Source organism: Enterococcus sp. FDAARGOS_553 (genome assembly GCF_003812305.1).
Classification (GTDB): Bacteria; Bacillota; Bacilli; order Lactobacillales; family Enterococcaceae; genus Enterococcus_D; species Enterococcus_D gallinarum.
In genome coordinates, this window is record NZ_CP033740.1 from 2,668,669 (window position 1) to 2,684,978 (window position 16,310).

General features: G+C 38.5%; 22 protein-coding genes. 17 read left to right on the plus strand and 5 right to left on the minus strand.

Translation table 11 applies throughout. The features are described from left to right. The first annotated feature begins 24 nt into the window (after nucleotides 1–24). Both EGX73_RS13255 and EGX73_RS13260 read left to right on the plus strand, forming a co-directional pair. Nucleotides 25–699, plus strand: coding sequence for a hypothetical protein (locus tag EGX73_RS13255; protein ID WP_003126573.1), 675 nt, complete (start codon nucleotides 25–27; stop codon nucleotides 697–699). Between the two features lie 4 nt (nucleotides 700–703). Then, complete coding sequence (locus EGX73_RS13260; protein ID WP_005473135.1) at nucleotides 704–1,558, plus strand: sce7725 family protein; 855 nt, start codon at nucleotides 704–706, stop codon at nucleotides 1,556–1,558. 806 nt (nucleotides 1,559–2,364) lie between these two features. Here EGX73_RS13260 and EGX73_RS13265 read toward each other — a convergent pair. After that, nucleotides 2,365–2,601 (minus strand): glutaredoxin domain-containing protein, encoded by a 237-nt coding sequence (locus EGX73_RS13265; RefSeq protein ID WP_081132040.1) that lies wholly within the window; start codon nucleotides 2,599–2,601, stop codon nucleotides 2,365–2,367. A gap of 313 nt (nucleotides 2,602–2,914) precedes the next feature. Between EGX73_RS13265 and EGX73_RS13270 the strand changes: the two genes are divergently transcribed. From EGX73_RS13270 to EGX73_RS13285, 4 genes are all read left to right on the plus strand, one after another. Beyond that, a complete protein-coding gene (locus EGX73_RS13270; RefSeq protein ID WP_034704367.1) occupies nucleotides 2,915–3,277 on the plus strand; it encodes a hypothetical protein in 363 nt (120 codons plus the stop codon). Nucleotides 3,278–3,364: 87 nt separating this feature from the next. Continuing rightward, nucleotides 3,365–3,643: a hypothetical protein gene (locus EGX73_RS13275; protein WP_005473132.1), complete on the plus strand. Its 279-nt coding sequence runs from the start codon at nucleotides 3,365–3,367 to the stop codon at nucleotides 3,641–3,643. Beyond that, nucleotides 3,640–3,924: a hypothetical protein gene (locus tag EGX73_RS13280; RefSeq protein WP_005473131.1), complete on the plus strand. Its 285-nt coding sequence runs from the start codon at nucleotides 3,640–3,642 to the stop codon at nucleotides 3,922–3,924. The genes EGX73_RS13275 and EGX73_RS13280 overlap by 4 nt, the downstream gene beginning before the upstream one ends. Nucleotides 3,925–4,013: 89 nt before the next feature. After that, nucleotides 4,014–4,364 carry a DUF2200 domain-containing protein gene (locus EGX73_RS13285; RefSeq protein ID WP_003126567.1) on the plus strand — a complete coding sequence of 117 codons (351 nt, stop codon included), beginning with the start codon at nucleotides 4,014–4,016 and terminating at the stop codon, nucleotides 4,362–4,364. A gap of 258 nt (nucleotides 4,365–4,622) precedes the next feature. Here EGX73_RS13285 and rsgA read toward each other — a convergent pair whose 3' ends face one another. Further along, entirely contained in the window at nucleotides 4,623–5,576 is a 954-nt protein-coding gene (gene rsgA / locus EGX73_RS13290; RefSeq protein WP_005473130.1) for a ribosome small subunit-dependent GTPase A, read from the minus strand. Nucleotides 5,577–6,269: 693 nt separating this feature from the next. On the opposite strand from rsgA, the gene EGX73_RS13295 reads away from it, so the two are divergent. Beyond that, a complete protein-coding gene (locus EGX73_RS13295; RefSeq protein ID WP_005473129.1) occupies nucleotides 6,270–7,262 on the plus strand; it encodes a DNA/RNA non-specific endonuclease in 993 nt (330 codons plus the stop codon). 52 nt (nucleotides 7,263–7,314) lie between these two features. On the opposite strand, the gene EGX73_RS13300 is transcribed toward EGX73_RS13295, so the two are convergent. After that, nucleotides 7,315–7,572 (minus strand): LexA family transcriptional regulator, encoded by a 258-nt coding sequence (locus EGX73_RS13300; RefSeq protein ID WP_005473128.1) that lies wholly within the window; start codon nucleotides 7,570–7,572, stop codon nucleotides 7,315–7,317. A 194-nt stretch (nucleotides 7,573–7,766) separates the two neighbouring features. Between EGX73_RS13300 and EGX73_RS13305 the strand changes: the two genes are divergently transcribed. Continuing rightward, entirely contained in the window at nucleotides 7,767–8,099 is a 333-nt protein-coding gene (locus EGX73_RS13305; RefSeq protein ID WP_003126562.1) for a helix-turn-helix domain-containing protein, read from the plus strand. An 81-nt stretch (nucleotides 8,100–8,180) separates the two neighbouring features. On the opposite strand, the gene EGX73_RS13310 is transcribed toward EGX73_RS13305, so the two are convergent. Continuing rightward, nucleotides 8,181–9,203: a Gfo/Idh/MocA family oxidoreductase gene (locus EGX73_RS13310; protein WP_003126561.1), complete on the minus strand. Its 1,023-nt coding sequence runs from the start codon at nucleotides 9,201–9,203 to the stop codon at nucleotides 8,181–8,183. Nucleotides 9,204–9,375: 172 nt separating this feature from the next. Here EGX73_RS13310 and EGX73_RS13315 point away from each other — a divergent pair, with 172 nt between their 5' ends. From EGX73_RS13315 to EGX73_RS13355, 9 genes are all read left to right on the plus strand, one after another. Next, nucleotides 9,376–9,741, plus strand: coding sequence for an HIT family protein (locus tag EGX73_RS13315; RefSeq protein WP_005473124.1), 366 nt, complete (start codon nucleotides 9,376–9,378; stop codon nucleotides 9,739–9,741). A 49-nt stretch (nucleotides 9,742–9,790) separates the two neighbouring features. Continuing rightward, on the plus strand, nucleotides 9,791–10,270 hold the full coding sequence (locus EGX73_RS13320) for a GNAT family N-acetyltransferase (protein ID WP_003126559.1): 480 nt from the start codon (nucleotides 9,791–9,793) through the stop codon (nucleotides 10,268–10,270). Between the two features lie 422 nt (nucleotides 10,271–10,692). Further along, on the plus strand, nucleotides 10,693–10,989 hold the full coding sequence (locus tag EGX73_RS13325; RefSeq protein WP_021149711.1) for a hypothetical protein: 297 nt from the start codon (nucleotides 10,693–10,695) through the stop codon (nucleotides 10,987–10,989). A gap of 14 nt (nucleotides 10,990–11,003) precedes the next feature. Continuing rightward, nucleotides 11,004–11,465 (plus strand): HIT family protein, encoded by a 462-nt coding sequence (locus tag EGX73_RS13330; protein ID WP_003126557.1) that lies wholly within the window; start codon nucleotides 11,004–11,006, stop codon nucleotides 11,463–11,465. A gap of 100 nt (nucleotides 11,466–11,565) precedes the next feature. Then, nucleotides 11,566–12,108 carry a sigma-70 family RNA polymerase sigma factor gene (locus EGX73_RS13335; RefSeq protein ID WP_005473122.1) on the plus strand — a complete coding sequence of 181 codons (543 nt, stop codon included), beginning with the start codon at nucleotides 11,566–11,568 and terminating at the stop codon, nucleotides 12,106–12,108. Beyond that, nucleotides 12,098–12,880, plus strand: coding sequence for a hypothetical protein (locus EGX73_RS13340; RefSeq protein ID WP_117474655.1), 783 nt, complete (start codon nucleotides 12,098–12,100; stop codon nucleotides 12,878–12,880). The genes EGX73_RS13335 and EGX73_RS13340 overlap by 11 nt, the downstream gene beginning before the upstream one ends. 47 nt (nucleotides 12,881–12,927) lie before the next feature. Further along, complete coding sequence (locus EGX73_RS13345) at nucleotides 12,928–13,578, plus strand: hypothetical protein (protein WP_003126553.1); 651 nt, start codon at nucleotides 12,928–12,930, stop codon at nucleotides 13,576–13,578. A gap of 87 nt (nucleotides 13,579–13,665) precedes the next feature. Next, nucleotides 13,666–13,848: a hypothetical protein gene (locus EGX73_RS13350; protein WP_003126552.1), complete on the plus strand. Its 183-nt coding sequence runs from the start codon at nucleotides 13,666–13,668 to the stop codon at nucleotides 13,846–13,848. Nucleotides 13,849–13,881: 33 nt separating this feature from the next. After that, nucleotides 13,882–14,133 carry a hypothetical protein gene (locus EGX73_RS13355; protein ID WP_003126551.1) on the plus strand — a complete coding sequence of 84 codons (252 nt, stop codon included), beginning with the start codon at nucleotides 13,882–13,884 and terminating at the stop codon, nucleotides 14,131–14,133. Nucleotides 14,134–14,334: 201 nt separating this feature from the next. On the opposite strand, the gene EGX73_RS13360 is transcribed toward EGX73_RS13355, so the two are convergent. Then, nucleotides 14,335–16,308: an ABC transporter permease gene (locus EGX73_RS13360; protein ID WP_029486799.1), complete on the minus strand. Its 1,974-nt coding sequence runs from the start codon at nucleotides 16,306–16,308 to the stop codon at nucleotides 14,335–14,337. Nucleotides 16,309–16,310 lie beyond the last annotated feature (2 nt).

Sequence of the window (16,310 nt, forward strand, 5' to 3'; positions counted from 1 at the left end):
TTGTGAATAGGAGGGTCTAGTCAGATGAAAACTACGTTGACTCTTGAAATGGAAGAAGCCCTTTATTATTACTGTCGCGAAAACAGTGATATTGTCATCGAAGAGGTAATCATGCCGGACGATCAAGGAATCGTTGATACTCTAAGTTGTCGCTTAACACCAGAAAATTTGTTTGAATGGCGCTGTTATGAATTAAAAGTCAGCCTAGCGGATTTTCGTTCAAAAGCGAAGCTGTCATTTATTGGGCATTATAATTATTTTGTTTTGCCGCATGCATTATATGTAAAGGTCAAGGAAGAGATTCCTGCTGCCATCGGTGTATTGGTTTACCATGCATTTGCTGATCAAGAAAAGGGGAGCCCTGGTTATTTTAGCGTCGAGAAAAAACCGCAGCGGCAATCTTTACTCGTCAACGAAAACGCATTGTTGTATCGTTTGATCTCTGCACAAGCACGAGAAGTGGGGAAGGCCAAGCAAACAGCACGAGGTTTGCGCGTTTTCTCGACGGAACGATTGTACAAAGAACTAAAGAAAAGGGAACCAGAATACGATTTATTTGGCGGCGGGGTCAATTACTACGACCGTTTTATTGAAGATACGCAGCTACAAGCTATTGAAGCGCTAAAAGAAGAACTGGTTGCAACGCGAGAAGCTTATTTCGAATTGGAACAGCGTTTTTTGACACAAGAAAAGGAGTAGCACTATGTATTATCCATATTTTCGCGGCAAACAATTTGACTTGTTGGCATTAAAAAGTCTATTAGAAATGGAACAGCTGTCTTTAGAAGTTCAACCCGTCATTGAGCCTATCCGGCAATCCAAGACTTTTTGGGATACAGTTGAGCTGTTTCAGAAAAAAGCGCATCCTTTTTTTGTTATCGTCAATCCACAGGCGGGGGACTTTCTGACGGAAGAAGGAAGTCGTTTATTACAAACACTGCCTAACGCTAAAGCCTATATCATCGATCAGCCAATTGAAACCATTGACTGTCAGCCGGACCTTTGGGTTGTTCATGGATCTGCTCCAGCGTTGGCCAGTGACTGGAGTAAAAATCAGACACCGATCTTAGTTGGACAAGAATTCCGTTTATTGAAAAAAATCCAGGGACCAAAGATTCTCATGCATGATTTTTTTACTAGACTGCCTAGAAACAGCTTCTATCAGGAAGTACCAGAAGAAGTGTTACCAACCGTTTATCAGCACTACGAGCAGCAAGGATTTTCCGGCTATAGTGATTTTTCTATCGACAGCAAAATCTATTATGCACATAGTTATCCCTCTAAAACAATTGTTTTACACTGGCTATTTATTGATCAGCAGCAGAAGTTGCGAATCACTCATTTTGTTTCGGACGAATCATTAGAAACTCAAAAAGAAAAGTTTCTACAGCTCATGTCACAAGTTTTGCAACATGAAGAAATCTATCCAACTCAAACATCAGGCTTAGAGTTATTACTTGAAGCATACAAAAAGGATAAGTTTCCAGGTATGGGTGTTTTGCGGAAAGCTGCTGTCATGAACCACTTGGAATTAATCAGCCGTTATCATTTTACATGATTGTTAGTTATGTCATCAGTCATATAAAGAAAAGTTTCTCTCAGGAGCTGAAATCTAACTGCAGCTACAATCATAGATTTTGGTTGCAGTTCAATCATCACTGAAATCACCAATCAGTCATGCATCAAAAATCCTAATAAGCAGCTGAAGCACGCTAAAATTTGTTTTAGGAAGCCAACTGTACAATACTGGCATTCAATACATAAAAATCATCAATCTGCGCGGCAAAGACTCATTTTTTACTCAAAATGGTTCACTTTAAGAAAAATCGCTGTTTTTAAGGAAAAATACAGCTCAATCAGAGGGAGGAGAAGTAAATTCACCAGATTTTTTCAGAACTTTAAAAATTATTTATTTTAGTTTACATAATATATATTATACAAAGTTATATTTGGAAAAAGACGGTTCAAAATGCTTTTGATTTTTGCATTTTGACCCTCTCTCGCTGTCTTTTTCCCCTTATGAATGTTGAAATCAACAACGATTCGCCAATTTTCTTGTCATTGGTGTTTATTTGGCTGCTAATTGATGTATTGTCTTGGTGTATGTCACTGATCACTAGTTTAATACATCGATTTCATTTGATTGGGTCTCGTCATTAAGATCTTTCGTTTGTTACTAAGTGACTCATTTGTTTGATTTCATAAAATTGTTGCTATTGCTGTATATGTTTCGTTTATAAGTTTATCAGGTATCAGATTAAGCTGAGTTAATTTCCTTAAAATCAATTCTTGAGTTTACTTCAAAAAATAGCGATCGATTGTTATAAAATGCATTTCTGTGGTTGTGTCTGGCGGCTGCGACGATCATTTCTGTTTGAGTTTTCTTAATTCATCTGGGTGAAAGTCAAACCACGGGTTCAAACCAGTTGAGGCATTAGGGATTAAAACTGGTACGGACTGGAATCCGTATAGTTTCACTTCTTCGCGAAATTCTTCTTTTTCTTCAATGTTCTTTTCGATATATGGGATTCGATGAGCGTCTAAAAATAATTTTGTCTTTTTGCATTGAATACAATTAGTTTTGCAATAAAGCGTTATCATATAATATTATTTCTCCATCCTTTTTATTTTTATTGGTTTTTACGTTATTTTTATTGTAAATTTAATTCTTGTTTAATTCAATAATCTTTACTCATCAACATATAAATAAATTGGTTTACTACTGACCTGATGTGAGTTGAGGGAAAAAGATTTTGCTGATAAAAGTCATTAAAAAAGTGTATCTATCCATCCCTGTCCTGTTTGAGTTTAAGATCGCCCTCACTCCTATCTATTTTTGCGGCAAAATTTAAAGAACTGTTCGCTTTACAAATGCGAACGAATGTTTGTATTATAGTGGTGAGAGGTGATTCTTATGGGCATGCTCCAACCCTACGAAGATCGAAAAAAATTAAAATGGCAGGGATTCTTTCTATCGGAACATACAACAGAAGTCGGACAGGATGAGCGCCAGCGTCACTTTGTGTGGCCTGCAAAGCCAGCCTTGACTAGCGAAGAGATCAATGAAGTGTTGACTTTAGCTAGGATCAAAAGTCGAGCAGTAGCGATCCAATGTGAAGAAGTCAATGAAGACGGTCTCTACCCTCCTGACGTGGTCGGCATGATCCAAAGCTACGATTCTTTAGGCATTTATATTGATGGACGTAAAGTACATTACGATGAGATCCGGCATATTTCCTTTTTCGAAGAGACGAAATGGTTCGCACTGGATGAATGAATCGTAGGCGATAAGCCACGACAAGCGTACAATCGGAAAGTTTTTTACGGAATGTGCAAATCTATTTTTTTAAAGGAGGTTTCCCCTATGCAAACGATTAAAGGAACAGTGACAAAGATTCGATTGCTGACGTTTACTTCTTCTCCCCTCGTCCGTTTTACAGTAGGAACGACGAATTGTTTGATCAATCGCCATAGCTTATCTTTTTTAGCAGATGTCACGGAAGGCATGTCTTTGGTGGCTGTTGGCGAGTGGAATGCGCGTAAGCAATTTATTGTCCGTAAATATGCTGTTCGGGGGAAAACGAAAATTATGATGGACATCGAACAATTGTCTCAACAACGAGGAAAGGCGGTTCTTTCATGAGAGCGCGGGATTTGCTGACAGCATTAACGACAACGACACAACAAGAGTATCAGGGAATTTACTTAAGCCGTAAGGAAACCTTGGTCCCTTTCACGACGATTGCACAAGATGCTTCTGGGAACTTGATTTTATTTTTTGAACCTAATCGTCCCCCACTATCCATCAAAGAACTTTATACGAGTTTAATGTTGCACAAAAACTTACCTTTACTCTATTGGGACGGTGAAGAACGACAAAAGGTCTATGGGTTTCGTGAAGAAGATCGACAGATCATTCTCTGATCTTTTTTCTTTGAGATACCAACCAATCATTCTTCTTTTCATTCATGGTATACTATAGATCAAGAAAACATTTTCAACGGAGGTAAAAAATGGGAAATCCGCGCATATACACCATGTCTTTTGCAAGTGTCTATCCCCTCTATGTACAGAAGGCGGAGCGCAAAAATCGTACCCAAGATGAAGTGGATCAGATTATTTTTTGGTTAACTGGTTATTCGAAAGAAGGTCTGTCCCGACAATTAGCAGAAGAAGTTTCAATGGAACGTTTCTTCGCAGAGGCGCCTGACTTGAATCCGAAAAGAAAAATGATCAAAGGAGTTATCTGTGGCGTTCGTGTAGAAGAGATCAAGGAACCTTTAATGCAAGAAATTCGATACTTGGATAAATTGATTGATGAATTAGCCAGAGGAAAAACAATTGAAAAAATTTTGCGAGGTTAGTTTTTAAGTGGTCCTATTCTATAATTATTGCGTTTCATTGGTCCATTACGTATAATGAGACTACCTTGGCAGGGGCAAATCGTTTGCTTCGATCCGTTGGGCATTCCTGTCCGACGGATTTTTTTATTTAACTTCAGTCTAAAAAAAGCGCTGTGGCTCTTTTGCAGGAATCCCATTTTGGTACCTCCCTTTCTTAATGTGATTAGGAAAACGAGTCAAAATGTATACAGCATTCAGGTCACAGCGCTTTTAGTATTGCTATCTTTCTCTTTTTTTACGTGCTTGCAGGTGTTCTTTGTGTCTCAAATAGACCAATTCTTTCTCCATTTTACGGTAACGGTTAAATAGATCTTGCGAGAGTTCTCCAGAAGCTAACGCTTCTTTGACTGCACAATTTGGCTCTGATTCATGACGACAATTTTTGAAGCGGCATTTTTCTGCTAAAAGTTCAATCATCTGGTAATGCCGATCTAATGAAGAAGCAGCAACCGTCTCCAAACTGATTTCTCTCATGCCAGGAGTATCGATGACCATTGCCCCATTTGGCAAGCGGAACAGCTGTCTACTCGTGGTAGTGTGACGACCACGCCCATCTTCTTCACGAATGGCTTTGGTTGTCTGCCGTTCGTCTCCTAGTAATTGATTGAGTAAAGAAGATTTACCAACCCCTGAAGAACCAATAAAGGCTACCATGCTTTCTGGCGTCAAAAATGGTTCGAATTGCGTCCGCTCATCTTTGTAGATGGTGGTAGCTAAAACCGGCAAAGCGAATGTCAGCTTCAGCTGGTTGATGATTGCTTCTGTTTCTGTTGTGTCCATCTGATCGATTTTTGTTAATACAATGACTGGATTGGCTCCACTGTTCCAAACAATCGTAACGAACCGCTCCAAGCGAGCGAGATTAAACTCTTCATTGGCGTTTGTTGTAAGAAAGACAGTCGTCACATTAGCAGCGATTCCTTGTTCGTCTGGTCGATTTCCAGCTACTTTCCGCTGTAAAAAACTTTTTCGCGGCAAGACGGTATCAATCAAAAATTGATTTTGATCATAACAATGCCCCATTACCCGATCGCCTACGATCGGATAGTCTTTCAATGCTGTTGCTTGCTGGCGAAACTTTCCGGAGACACGGGCATAACGTTCTTCTCCTGAAGACAAGACTACTTTTGCCAGATCTTTCGCTTGAAAGATAACAATTCCTTGATTTTCCATGAATTTCCTCCATTTATGTTTGGAGGTGCCACTCTATAAAGGGAAACCTCCATGATCTTGACGTCCATTATAAGTATTCATATGACATTTCCCCTTTCGTGAGTAAATTCATCGATTGATGTATCCCTAGTATAGCATTTCTTGCGATTGTCAGACCAGCTTTTCTTTTATAGCTCAATAATGATTAGCCGCAAGAAATGCTATGGAGCGTTGAATATCCCCTGTCAATGGCTTCAAAACCACTAAAACGAAAAAGCTGAAACTCACGCGATAGACAGTCCTCTTTAAACTCTCTTCATCCTCTACGATTTTTTCAAGATAGCTCCTCGCTCATTAAGCAATAAGCCTCCCCTTGTATCACTGTTCTACTATTATCGTTGTTCCTTCCTATCTTCTTCTGAGATCCCCATTCTTGCCCTATCTTCCCTATGTTCATTAACTTTTGACCATTCTCCTTTACCCATTAGTGAATAATCTTAGTTCTTTTGTGAATAATTCGTTATATAATATTCTCTTTTCTATTTATTCATATAAGAAATATTTGGTAAAAAAAGTTTTTTTCTTTTCAACTGTTATTTAAAAAATGGTATGATAGCAGCAGAATATTTATTTTTTCCTCCTTTATTGAAACTTGCAACCCCATCTTACGCTCGCGATTTTACAAAGGAGCAAATCATATGTTAGGAGAAAATCATGGCAAAGAAACTTCTTGGTACAATCAGTGGTCTTTTGATTGCTGCTGTACTTGGTATCAGCTTGTACACGCAAACCCAAAAAGACCCGAACCCCACTTCATCACCTGGACACTCATCTACTATACAGGTGAAACAGTCAGAGTCTTCTAAAGCATCAGATTCGCATACAAAAGAAACCCAGTCAGCAAATAATCTCGCTGCATTGACATATCAAGGGACACAAACCATTACTATCAACAACAATGTCCCCTCCTTCTCACAAGATACCCTCTCTATAAAAAATGGTGCATGGGAAAAATATGGTGATCTCGATCGCTTAAATCGAGCCACTTCTGCGGAAGCTATGTTGAATCAATCCCTGATGCCTACTGAAAAACGCGGGGATATCTCTAGTGTCACGCCTACAGGCTGGCACAATAAAAAGTTGAAAAAAGGTTATCTTTATAATCGAACTCATTTGATCGGCTTTGCTCTGGCGGGAGAAAATGCCAACTGGAAAAATCTGATCACAGGTACACAACAGTTGAATAATCCCGAAATGTTACGCTATGAAATGGATATCAAATACTATTTAGAACAAGATCCCAGCCATTATGTTCGTTATTCGGTGACTCCTATTTACCGCGGTGATGAATTAGTGGCACGAGGCGTTCAAATGCAAGCCCAATCGATTGGCGATAATACGATCCGCTTCAATATTTATATATTCAATATTCAAGATGGTGTGACGATCCATTACCAAGATGGGACAAGTGTGCTTTCTGAAGAAGCATCTGATGCGACTAGCACTTCGGCAAAAAATACTACATCGAATGTTGCTGAAGATGAAAAAGAATATGTAGACGCGAAGGGAAATGGTCTGATCAAAGGGTCAAAAAATGGCATTTATCATCTGCCAGGTACGAGAGGCTATGAACAGACGACAAATCCAAAAGAATGGTTCAAAACGATTGCGGAAGCCAAAGCTGCTGGTTATCGAGCACCAAAATAAAAAAGCCATAGGCTTTTTTATTTTGAGAGCATCCCTATTCGACACGTTAACCTTATAGCGCTTGCTCGTACCTTGATTTTTGTAACTCTGTCAAATAGTTATTTCCTGCTTCTGTTAAACGCAATGTGCGTGATTTTGGAAATTTTTCTCTCGTGATTAGGCCTCTATTTTCCATCCGAAGTAGATGACGGTGAATGAGAGAAGTTGATTTGATTCCTTCATGGGCACAAATTTCTCGAATAGATGGTGCTCGTTTCTGTTCTTGCTGATAAGCATCAATAAAAAATAAGATCCGATCTCTTCTAATCATATTTTCCTCCAGGGGGTAGAAGACAAAAGCAACGGACAATTGAAAAACCTAAGCGTTTATTTCCTATAGGTAATATTATAAATGAAAAATTCCCTTTGAACAACAGTTTTTGAAGAAGTCGCTGGCTTTTCATCGCATTTGTTTTCTTTTGACTTTATGATGAAAAGAGTAGAAGAAAAAAGTGAGGCGTTGGTATGAGTTTTGGCGAAAATCTAAAAAAATTCCGAGAAGAAAAACAGCTCGGCGTCAATCAGTTGGCTTTGAAATCTGGAGTCAGTGCAGCGCAAATTTCCCGCTTTGAAAATGGTAAGCGTAAGACACCCCATGTGGATACTGCAAAAAAATTGGCAAAAGCACTCTCAGTCCCATTGCCTTTATTGATTGGTGAATCCGTTTCATATGATGAATGGGATTATGACGAAAATCAACGGCGAGTGGCCCATCAAATCAAAGATATGACCGAGGAAGAAATCACGGATATCTTAGAATATATCGCTTTTGTTAAGCAAAAAAATAGAAAACGCTAATTGAAAAAAGCCATCTGTCTCAAAAAAATAGAATCAGATGGCTTTTGGCCTGCTCTCTGACGAGAATTACCAGAAATGAAATTATCGTGGATAAACTGCTTGGATACTGTCTTCAAGAATCTTCATTTGTACTAGGGTTTCTTCGTCTTTGACTGTTTTAGGCTTTCCATTAATAATAGCTTCATACAGTCCGGCATAAACACGGCTATAGTCTCCTACTTCAGAAACTACTTTTTCCTCATGATAGATTCCTTCATCATCATAATACGTCAGACAGCCATAATGTTCAGGAAGATCAATTCCAAAGTCCGCATGATCAGGCATATAAAACATTTTTAAATGCTCTTCTTGGCGATCTTTGGTTTGTTTGACAAACATGCCTTTCTTACCATAAACGACAAAGCTTGGTCGTTCTTTGATTCGGAAATAGCTTGATTTGATCGATACCTTTAAAGGGCCATAGAAGAAGTCCAGATCGAAATAATCGTTCATGCGATTCGGACCTAAAAGTTGGCGAACTTCTGAATGGTATGTCTCTGGTTCGCCGAAATAAGACAGCACTTGATCGATGGTATGACAAGCATGTCCATAAAGATAACTACTATTTAATGAGAATTCTTGTGTATTTTCTGGAATTTCGGGGCGATAATAGTCATAGTGCATTTCTACTTCAAGTAAATCCCCTAGAACGCCACTTTCAATAACTTTTTGGACAGTCAGAAAGTCAGAATCGTAGCGGCGATTTTGATAACATTGAATCAACAGTCCTTTTTCTGCAGCCAAAGCAAAAAGTTCTTGAGCTTGTGCATATGTTTCAGTAAAAGGTTTCTCTAGCAATACATTCTTTCCGTGAAGCAATGCATCCTTGGCAGTTTCAAAATGCAGATGGTTAGGAGTAGTCACAACGACTAATTGAATCGCTGGATCATCATAGATATCGTTGATATCTGTTGTGTAGGTCGTTCCAGGAAGTTTTGCCCAAGTATCGCGAATCACTCGGGAATAGATTGTTTTTACGTGGATTTTGTCGGATAATTTAGTAGCAAAAGGCAAGTGATAGCGATTAGTGCTTTTTCCATTGCCAATATAAGCAATTGTTAGCATAGTTTAAAGCCCCCATTTTTCATGATAGTTCCATTATAGTCAAACAAACGATCAGATGGAAGCAAGAATCCTTCTCGCTGTCTATTTGTATGTCTCCTTAATTAACTAATGAAACAAAGCGCTTATCATTTTGAAACGAATAGGCTATGATTGATTCAAAAAGGAGAAAACGATGAGATGTCCTTTTTGTCAGATCGCAGCCAGACAGCTTCCTGCAACAATCATTTATGAAAATCAATGGACAATGGCGATTCTTCCTAAAAATCCCGCTGCAGACGGTCACCTCTTAGTTATACCGAAACAACATGTAACTTCTATTCTTGCTTGTGACGAAGAAATATGGATGCAAGTTACCAAGACAGCAAAAAAGGTGGCAACAGATTGCGTGAAATCTGGTAACTTTGAAGGTATCAATTTCTTAAGTGCCCATGGCGCTGCTGCCCAACAATCCGTCAATCATCTGCATATCCATTTGATTCCTCGAAAAGAAGGCGACGGCATCAATGCTTGGCCCGATTTTCATGACAGTAAAAAGTAAGAAGGTTATTAACGAGTCGTCAATTGAACAATGAAAGAGAGAATGATCAATGGATATTCAGTTAGAAAAAGTTACCTACCAAACATTACCGATAGCGTATCGGATACAAAAAGAAAGTTTTAAACAGTTGTTTGAACACTATCAGGATACAGAAACCTCCCCTTATCTGGAAACGTATGAGAATTTCTCTAAAAAGTACCAACGAGAGAATAATTATTTCTATTTGATCCAAGCCGACGGATCAGCAGTAGGTTTTGTACGAATCGTTCTATCAGAAGCCCCGGCGCTGGTAGCTCGAGTGGCCCCCATCTGTATTTTGCCTGCTAATGAAAATCATGGGATTGGTAAAATGGCCATTCAGTTAGTCGAAGCTAAATTCTCGTCTATTAAGACATGGCAGCTAAGTACGATTTTGCAAGAAACCCGCCTACTTTCATTTTATCAAACACTCGGTTATCAGCTATCAGATCGTACGAGTCCGATTGTGACTGGTATGGATCGTGTATTTCTTACCAAACATATCCACTAAAACTCATTACTTATTGTCTTTTCTCCCCATTACCTATGACAGAGTCTCTTAAAGAGCGACTGTCATAGGTAATCTTGTTTACATAATATTATACTGGTAAATAAAAAACACTTCTTGTTTCCTTGATACTTTTCGAGAGAAAGTTCAAACGAGTTTGACGAAAAGGTCTCATACAAGCGTTTTTTGGAGCCACTCATTCGTTTTTCTCAACTAGCTTTTATCAGTTTCTTTCCTTATTTATGCAATTTATTTCCTAGTTCCTTTTCATCATCTTTCTATAATGTTGCTGATCTTATGTTATAATTAATTATGTATTTTAAAACTAGATAATTACTATAAGAGAAGGTGGATTTATGGAACAACATCAACCATCCTGGATAAAACTGCTTTTTTTCTTTTTGATTCTTATGGGAGCAGATCTTATGAAACAGGTTATCGTTCATCATTTCGCTTGGTTAGACGTGCTGCAATTAATGAATTTCCTAATATTTATTCTACTCTCCTTTTTCATTCGCCAGTTACCTTCTACCTTGCGAAAGATTCTGATTGGTACTTATCTTTTTATTATCGGTGGAATCATGTCTCTTTTATTTGGAAATCCCTTTGAACTTGCTTCATGGACACTCTACTTCGTGGGTGCGTTTTTTGGTACATTTTTGTGGGATCATTTTTGTCAACGATTTAGACTTCGTTGGTTTATTGATAAAATAATTCGTTAAAGGAGCGAATTTCGATGGATTGGCGCAATGATCGGATTAAAGCTTGTCAAAATGGAACAAATCCCATGTTAATGAAGGAATTATCGGGTGGTTTTGCGGTTTTTGGCGATACCCAATTTTTACCAGGCTACTGTGTGTTGTTACCTAAAAAATCAGTCGGAAGCCTAAATGATTTATCACTGGAAGAAAGACAAGAATTTCTCGTCTCGATGAGTGTTCTGGGTGATGCCATTTTAGCCGCCTGTTCACCACTGCGAGTCAATTACGATATTCTTGGCAACACGGATCAATTTCTTCATGCACACGTTTTTCCACGATATTCTTGGGAGACCGAAGAGCGTCGTTCAAAACCTGTTTGGCTATATCCAGCAACATATTGGACATGTCCGCAGAATACCTATGATGAAGAGAAACATCACCTCATACGTCAGCGAATCACGACTTCTTTGACTGAATCCGTTCCCGGTGATCAATGAGAGCTCTTGACCAGGAGCTTTTTTTGTTGATAAAAGAATTTTTCACAACTCTGATAGAAAACAGTTGAGACGTCCGTATAATAGACAAAGAGGTGAAAAAATGAACGATCATCAAATGATTCATTTGATCAAGAACAAAGATTATACCGGCTTGGAACAACTAATTGATAGCTACGGGTCAAGTATTCTTATGACCATCCATCGAATCTTACAAGCCCCTCCTGAACAAAGTGAATGGTCAGATGTAGCAAATGAAGTATTTTATGAAATCTGGCAAAAAATCGAGGCCTATGATCCTGAGAAAAGTAGTTTTATCACTTGGATCTTGCTGATTACTCGAAGTCGCGGAATCGATCGCAAGCGTAAGTTAAATAAAGCATTTCAACAAGAAAGTATTGAAGAATATCAAGAGCTAGCTATTACGGAATCCCCGTTAAGTGAAGAAGAATTTCTGATTTGGCTCGAAGAGTTATCCCAAGTCGATCAACAAATTTTTCTTTTATATTATTTTTATCAAGAAAGTCCAGAAGAGATCGCGCAACAACTGGATTTGCAGACAACAGCTATTTATAATCACTTATCTCGCGGCAGAAAATTGTTGAAAAAGATTTGGAAAGAAAGGATGAATCGTGATGAATTTTAAACAGATCGTTGATTCAGAAAATCGTCGTCTCAGAAATGAAGTAACGCAAGATGAAAAAAATCGTCTTTTAGCTAATGGCAAAACATATATCTTTTTTCAAGAATTGATGACTGAAATTCAATCACTCTTAGATAAAGACGAAACAGTTCAAGGCTATCTCCCTCTCTCAACTTCAGGCAACCTTGCAATCAGTAATCAAGGGATAGCTGGTTTGTCTTATGCACGTACAGAAAGAGCAAAGCAATATGTCGCACAGTTCAATGATACTCGGAGTAATCGTCTATTTGTTTTTTCAGAAAAACGGATCCTTTTTCTTGTGATCATCGACTTTTTAGATGATCAAACCTATTTCAGTTACCCCTACTCCTCGATTCCGGCATTTTCTTTGAAGACGCGTAAACTGAATCGCTTTGAGAAACCAGAAGACGAGGAAATCATGTTTTGGGCTTACTTTGATTTTCAATCGGATAGCCATATTTTTAGTGATGTATTGACAAAGAAAGACTATCAACTGTTTCAACATTTCCATGACACGATTCCTGCACTCAAAAAAATTCCAATCACTGAAAAAATCCACCGTAAAAATCCCTTAGATTACATAATCAGTAATTGGCATTTCAATTATCGATTGATGATATTCGTCAATCTTTTACTAATTCTTTTAGCTATTGGGTTAGTCTTGGGGATCGTCTTTGGAATCGGGATTTTTAAAGACTGGTACTATCGTGATTTGATTGGGTTTGTTGATCAGAGATCATTTTTTGTCCGATAATTATGTTATAATAGTCAAAAATTAACGAGAGAAGGTCTACCTGTTTTATGAAAAGAAAGGTACTAGTCCCATTGCTGCTATCCTTGCTATTAAGCGGCTGTTCTGCAAACGTACCAGAAGAAGCAACCACATCTTCGAGCAGCCAAAAACAAATGCCTAGCGAAACCGTAGAATCATCGCAATCTTCTCTTTCAGATACAAAAACTGTTACGAGGGCTTCTGCTAGCGGGTCTACCAGTGAATCGGTATCAGAGACGGAGTCACCAAAGACTCCAGAAACAGCAAGCGCATATCCCTATCAAGTAGATATGTCACAACAATCCAATGTCCTGACAGTTTCTTTTGAAGGATTCAACGTTCCTGACACTGTTACTATTGATCAGAGCAAAGAGGAAGTTACTTTTGAAAGTTCTACACCCGATGATTCCGTGACTAGCCGCTACCGAGCAACAATCGCAACGGTTCCCACAAAAACAATTCGCGTTTTTAGTGTAGGAACGAATCAAATTCGTGAAGTCAAAGTGAATACACAAATCTCAATCGGTAAAATACTGGGTGGAACCCAAGATCGTAAAGACTACCATGGTACAATGTATTTGTTTTACAACCATGATGGTGGGCTTTCCCTAGCAACGCCGAACTATGCTGGCAACGTTCCTGCAGATCAGATGGATGTCATGCAGGAAGTTCTTCCCTAAATCACTTCAGAAGAACCTAACTTTCAGAACCTTAGCTTGACTACAATATTGCAGGAATAATCAAAAATTTGTTGTGGAGGAAAATCGATGAATCTCAAACGTTTTGTACAATTGTTTATTTGCTATTTCGTATCTATGGTGGTTGCTGTTTTACTGACCAACTTATTCAATATTTCAACTATGCCATTTTATTTGTTGGTGGCCTCTATTATTGGGTATATCACATTAACGATCCCGTTAGTAGTCATGACGATCAAGAAAAACAAATAGTTCCGAGAGTGGATTTATTGAAAGGAGCATCAGATGATTGGCAATGTTCGTTATCTACCAAGAAAGTTAAGAAAATGGTACATTCTCTATCTTATCTGTCTGATACTTATTTATGGCTGGTTGTTGTTTACTGATCAGTCAGCGGTACTTGCTGTCGCTATTCTTCTCGTTCTTTTTGCAATCGAACTTGCATTTATGTGGCATTCAGAAAATTCTTTTTTAGGCAGTGTTCTGGTTGCTTGTCTTCTTTATGGCATCTGGATGCTACCTTTCGTGCTTCGGTGATTAGTTTTCATTTATTCGTATCGAAAGTGAATCGGAGAAGCTAGCATAGAGAATTTTCTTAAAAAAATACCCAGAGAAAAGAGCAAGTCATGACGTTGTCATTGACGATAGGTCTTTGCAGTAATGCAAACACTGAGGGCTCTATTCCTTTGGGTATTTTTTGTTCAATTTAACTAATTTAACTTAGTGAGTGACAAACAATTATTGCTCTCGTTCAACAAGTCGGTAATAGACTTTTGCTGTGATAAGATATACCAACAGATAAATGACTGCGAAAAGAGCAACTGATACAACAGTCACACTGATCAGCAGATTGCGGTCGGTCAACCCGAAAAGCAAAAGCAGCTTGCGAATCATCGGAAACGCGAATGCAAGGTGGATGATCGCAGCTACCAATGGAAAAGAAAAAATCATCAATACTTGTTGTTGGATCACTTGCTTGACTTCTTTATGACTTAAGCCAACTTTCTGTAAGATCTCAAAACGTTCTTTATCTTCTATTCCTTCAGAGACTTGCTTGTAATAGATGATTAATGTAGCTGCCAAAATAAAGATCAGTCCAAAAATCAACCCTAAGAAAAAGAATCCTCCCGTAAACGTTTTGGTCTGTACTTGGAAGAGATCTTTTGATTCAATGCGTGCATTCGGATCAGCTGCTTGAAGGTCCTTTCGTATCTCTTTGCCCATTGTTTCTCGATCACTGGTTTCAGGCACTTGGAAGTCAAAAACAGTAGTGATCACTGGTTGTTGATAGATAAGGAATTCTTTTTCCTGATACCAACTAGTTAATTTCTCAGAAAGCCAAGTATCATCGACTACCACCACAAGTTGTTGAACGGGATTCTCCACTTGAGTAAAAGGTGGCAGCTCAGTTAGTGATCGAAGAGTGAACTGACTATGATCGATCGTCAGCTCTTTAGGCAACGCTTGATGGGTCCAAGTTTCTGGAAAGACCAACAATTCATCTTTTTCTGGTCCTTCTTTTCCTGTGATTCTTTGGTACTCCGTACTAGTAACAAATGTGAGAAAGACCGCTTTTTCTAAATTCTCGCTGTTATCTTCAAAAGTTGTTGAAGGAGTAAGTGTGTTTCCCTCAACCGTAAAAAGTAAGTCTTTAGTAGCAGTGACTTGTTTCCGGTTTTTGAGCGTTACTTTATTTTCAAGACTATCGATGGCTTGGTTCAATTGTTGCAGATTCGCCTCTGACTCGATCTGAAAGTCATAAGGAAATCGTGTTTCCACCACATTCTTCTGTCCGAAATAAAGACTAGCTGTTGTGGCAACAGTCACTAAAACCATTGTTGACAAAATACAAATACTTGCTAGACCTGCTGCATTTTGTTTCATTCGATAAAGCATCGTTGATACATTGATGAAATGGGTCGTCTGATAATAATAAGTGGATCGCTTTCTTAAAAACTGCAATGCTTTAATACTGCCAGAAATAAACAACAGATACGTGGCGATGATCACAAGAATCACAGCGACAAAAAAGAGTGCTAAGGCGCTGATGGGCGACTTGATTGTGACAGAAATCGTATACCCTACCGCTAAACAAATGATCCCTAGAAGGGCTAAAAAGCCTTTTGCTCGCGGCTCTTGTTCATTGCGCTTACTACCTTGCAGCAGTTCGATCGGCTTGGTTCGCCGGACTTGCAGCATATTGAATAGAAAAAGGCAGCCATAAACCATCAAAAAGTAAAGGATCACAAGACCGATACTTTCTACAGAAAGTTCAAAGACGAAAGATTCTCCCACCTCTAGAATTCTTTTTAAAATCAAGAACCCCAATCGTGCAAACAAAAGACCTCCAACTAGCCCTGCGGCCAGACTGATGAGGCAGCTATAAAAAAGTTCCCAAAAGACCACTAACGCAATTTCTCGTTTCCCTAATCCTAGAACATTGTAAAGTCCAAATTCTTTTTTTCGTTGTTTGATCAAAAAGTTATTGGTGTAAAACGAAAAAATGGCGGCGAAAATCATTAAAATGATATTTCCTAGTCGAAACATAAAAATAGCACTTTGACTGCTTGGCAGTTTATTCATTCCTGGATTATTTACAATGATTTGTGTCATCATTATCACTGCAACTAGAAGACTCATGGACAGTAAAAAAGGAGTATAAGCTTTGGTGTTTTTTCGCAAATTGGAAAAGGCGATTTTTTGAAAGAACATTC

What these genes read in the sequence shown, in the direction of transcription:
- EGX73_RS13320 (WP_003126559.1), top strand. Translation starts at nt 9,791, where the DNA reads ATGGATATTCAGTTAGAAAAAGTTACCTACCAAACATTACCGATAGCG.
- EGX73_RS13345 (WP_003126553.1), top strand. Translation starts at nt 12,928, where the DNA reads ATGAAAAGAAAGGTACTAGTCCCATTGCTGCTATCCTTGCTATTAAGC.
- EGX73_RS13355 (WP_003126551.1), top strand. Translation starts at nt 13,882, where the DNA reads ATGATTGGCAATGTTCGTTATCTACCAAGAAAGTTAAGAAAATGGTAC.
- EGX73_RS13325 (WP_021149711.1), top strand. Translation starts at nt 10,693, where the DNA reads ATGAAACAGGTTATCGTTCATCATTTCGCTTGGTTAGACGTGCTGCAA.
- rsgA (WP_005473130.1), bottom strand. Translation starts at nt 5,576, where the DNA reads ATGGAAAATCAAGGAATTGTTATCTTTCAAGCGAAAGATCTGGCAAAA.
- EGX73_RS13335 (WP_005473122.1), top strand. Translation starts at nt 11,566, where the DNA reads ATGAACGATCATCAAATGATTCATTTGATCAAGAACAAAGATTATACC.
- EGX73_RS13310 (WP_003126561.1), bottom strand. Translation starts at nt 9,203, where the DNA reads ATGCTAACAATTGCTTATATTGGCAATGGAAAAAGCACTAATCGCTAT.
- EGX73_RS13330 (WP_003126557.1), top strand. Translation starts at nt 11,004, where the DNA reads ATGGATTGGCGCAATGATCGGATTAAAGCTTGTCAAAATGGAACAAAT.
- EGX73_RS13260 (WP_005473135.1), top strand. Translation starts at nt 704, where the DNA reads ATGTATTATCCATATTTTCGCGGCAAACAATTTGACTTGTTGGCATTA.
- EGX73_RS13340 (WP_117474655.1), top strand. Translation starts at nt 12,098, where the DNA reads ATGAATTTTAAACAGATCGTTGATTCAGAAAATCGTCGTCTCAGAAAT.
- EGX73_RS13275 (WP_005473132.1), top strand. Translation starts at nt 3,365, where the DNA reads ATGCAAACGATTAAAGGAACAGTGACAAAGATTCGATTGCTGACGTTT.
- EGX73_RS13270 (WP_034704367.1), top strand. Translation starts at nt 2,915, where the DNA reads ATGGGCATGCTCCAACCCTACGAAGATCGAAAAAAATTAAAATGGCAG.
- EGX73_RS13300 (WP_005473128.1), bottom strand. Translation starts at nt 7,572, where the DNA reads ATGATTAGAAGAGATCGGATCTTATTTTTTATTGATGCTTATCAGCAA.
- EGX73_RS13285 (WP_003126567.1), top strand. Translation starts at nt 4,014, where the DNA reads ATGGGAAATCCGCGCATATACACCATGTCTTTTGCAAGTGTCTATCCC.
- EGX73_RS13295 (WP_005473129.1), top strand. Translation starts at nt 6,270, where the DNA reads ATGGCAAAGAAACTTCTTGGTACAATCAGTGGTCTTTTGATTGCTGCT.
- EGX73_RS13315 (WP_005473124.1), top strand. Translation starts at nt 9,376, where the DNA reads ATGAGATGTCCTTTTTGTCAGATCGCAGCCAGACAGCTTCCTGCAACA.
- EGX73_RS13255 (WP_003126573.1), top strand. Translation starts at nt 25, where the DNA reads ATGAAAACTACGTTGACTCTTGAAATGGAAGAAGCCCTTTATTATTAC.
- EGX73_RS13350 (WP_003126552.1), top strand. Translation starts at nt 13,666, where the DNA reads ATGAATCTCAAACGTTTTGTACAATTGTTTATTTGCTATTTCGTATCT.
- EGX73_RS13265 (WP_081132040.1), bottom strand. Translation starts at nt 2,601, where the DNA reads ATGATAACGCTTTATTGCAAAACTAATTGTATTCAATGCAAAAAGACA.
- EGX73_RS13280 (WP_005473131.1), top strand. Translation starts at nt 3,640, where the DNA reads ATGAGAGCGCGGGATTTGCTGACAGCATTAACGACAACGACACAACAA.
- EGX73_RS13360 (WP_029486799.1), bottom strand. Translation starts at nt 16,308, where the DNA reads ATGTTCTTTCAAAAAATCGCCTTTTCCAATTTGCGAAAAAACACCAAA.
- EGX73_RS13305 (WP_003126562.1), top strand. Translation starts at nt 7,767, where the DNA reads ATGAGTTTTGGCGAAAATCTAAAAAAATTCCGAGAAGAAAAACAGCTC.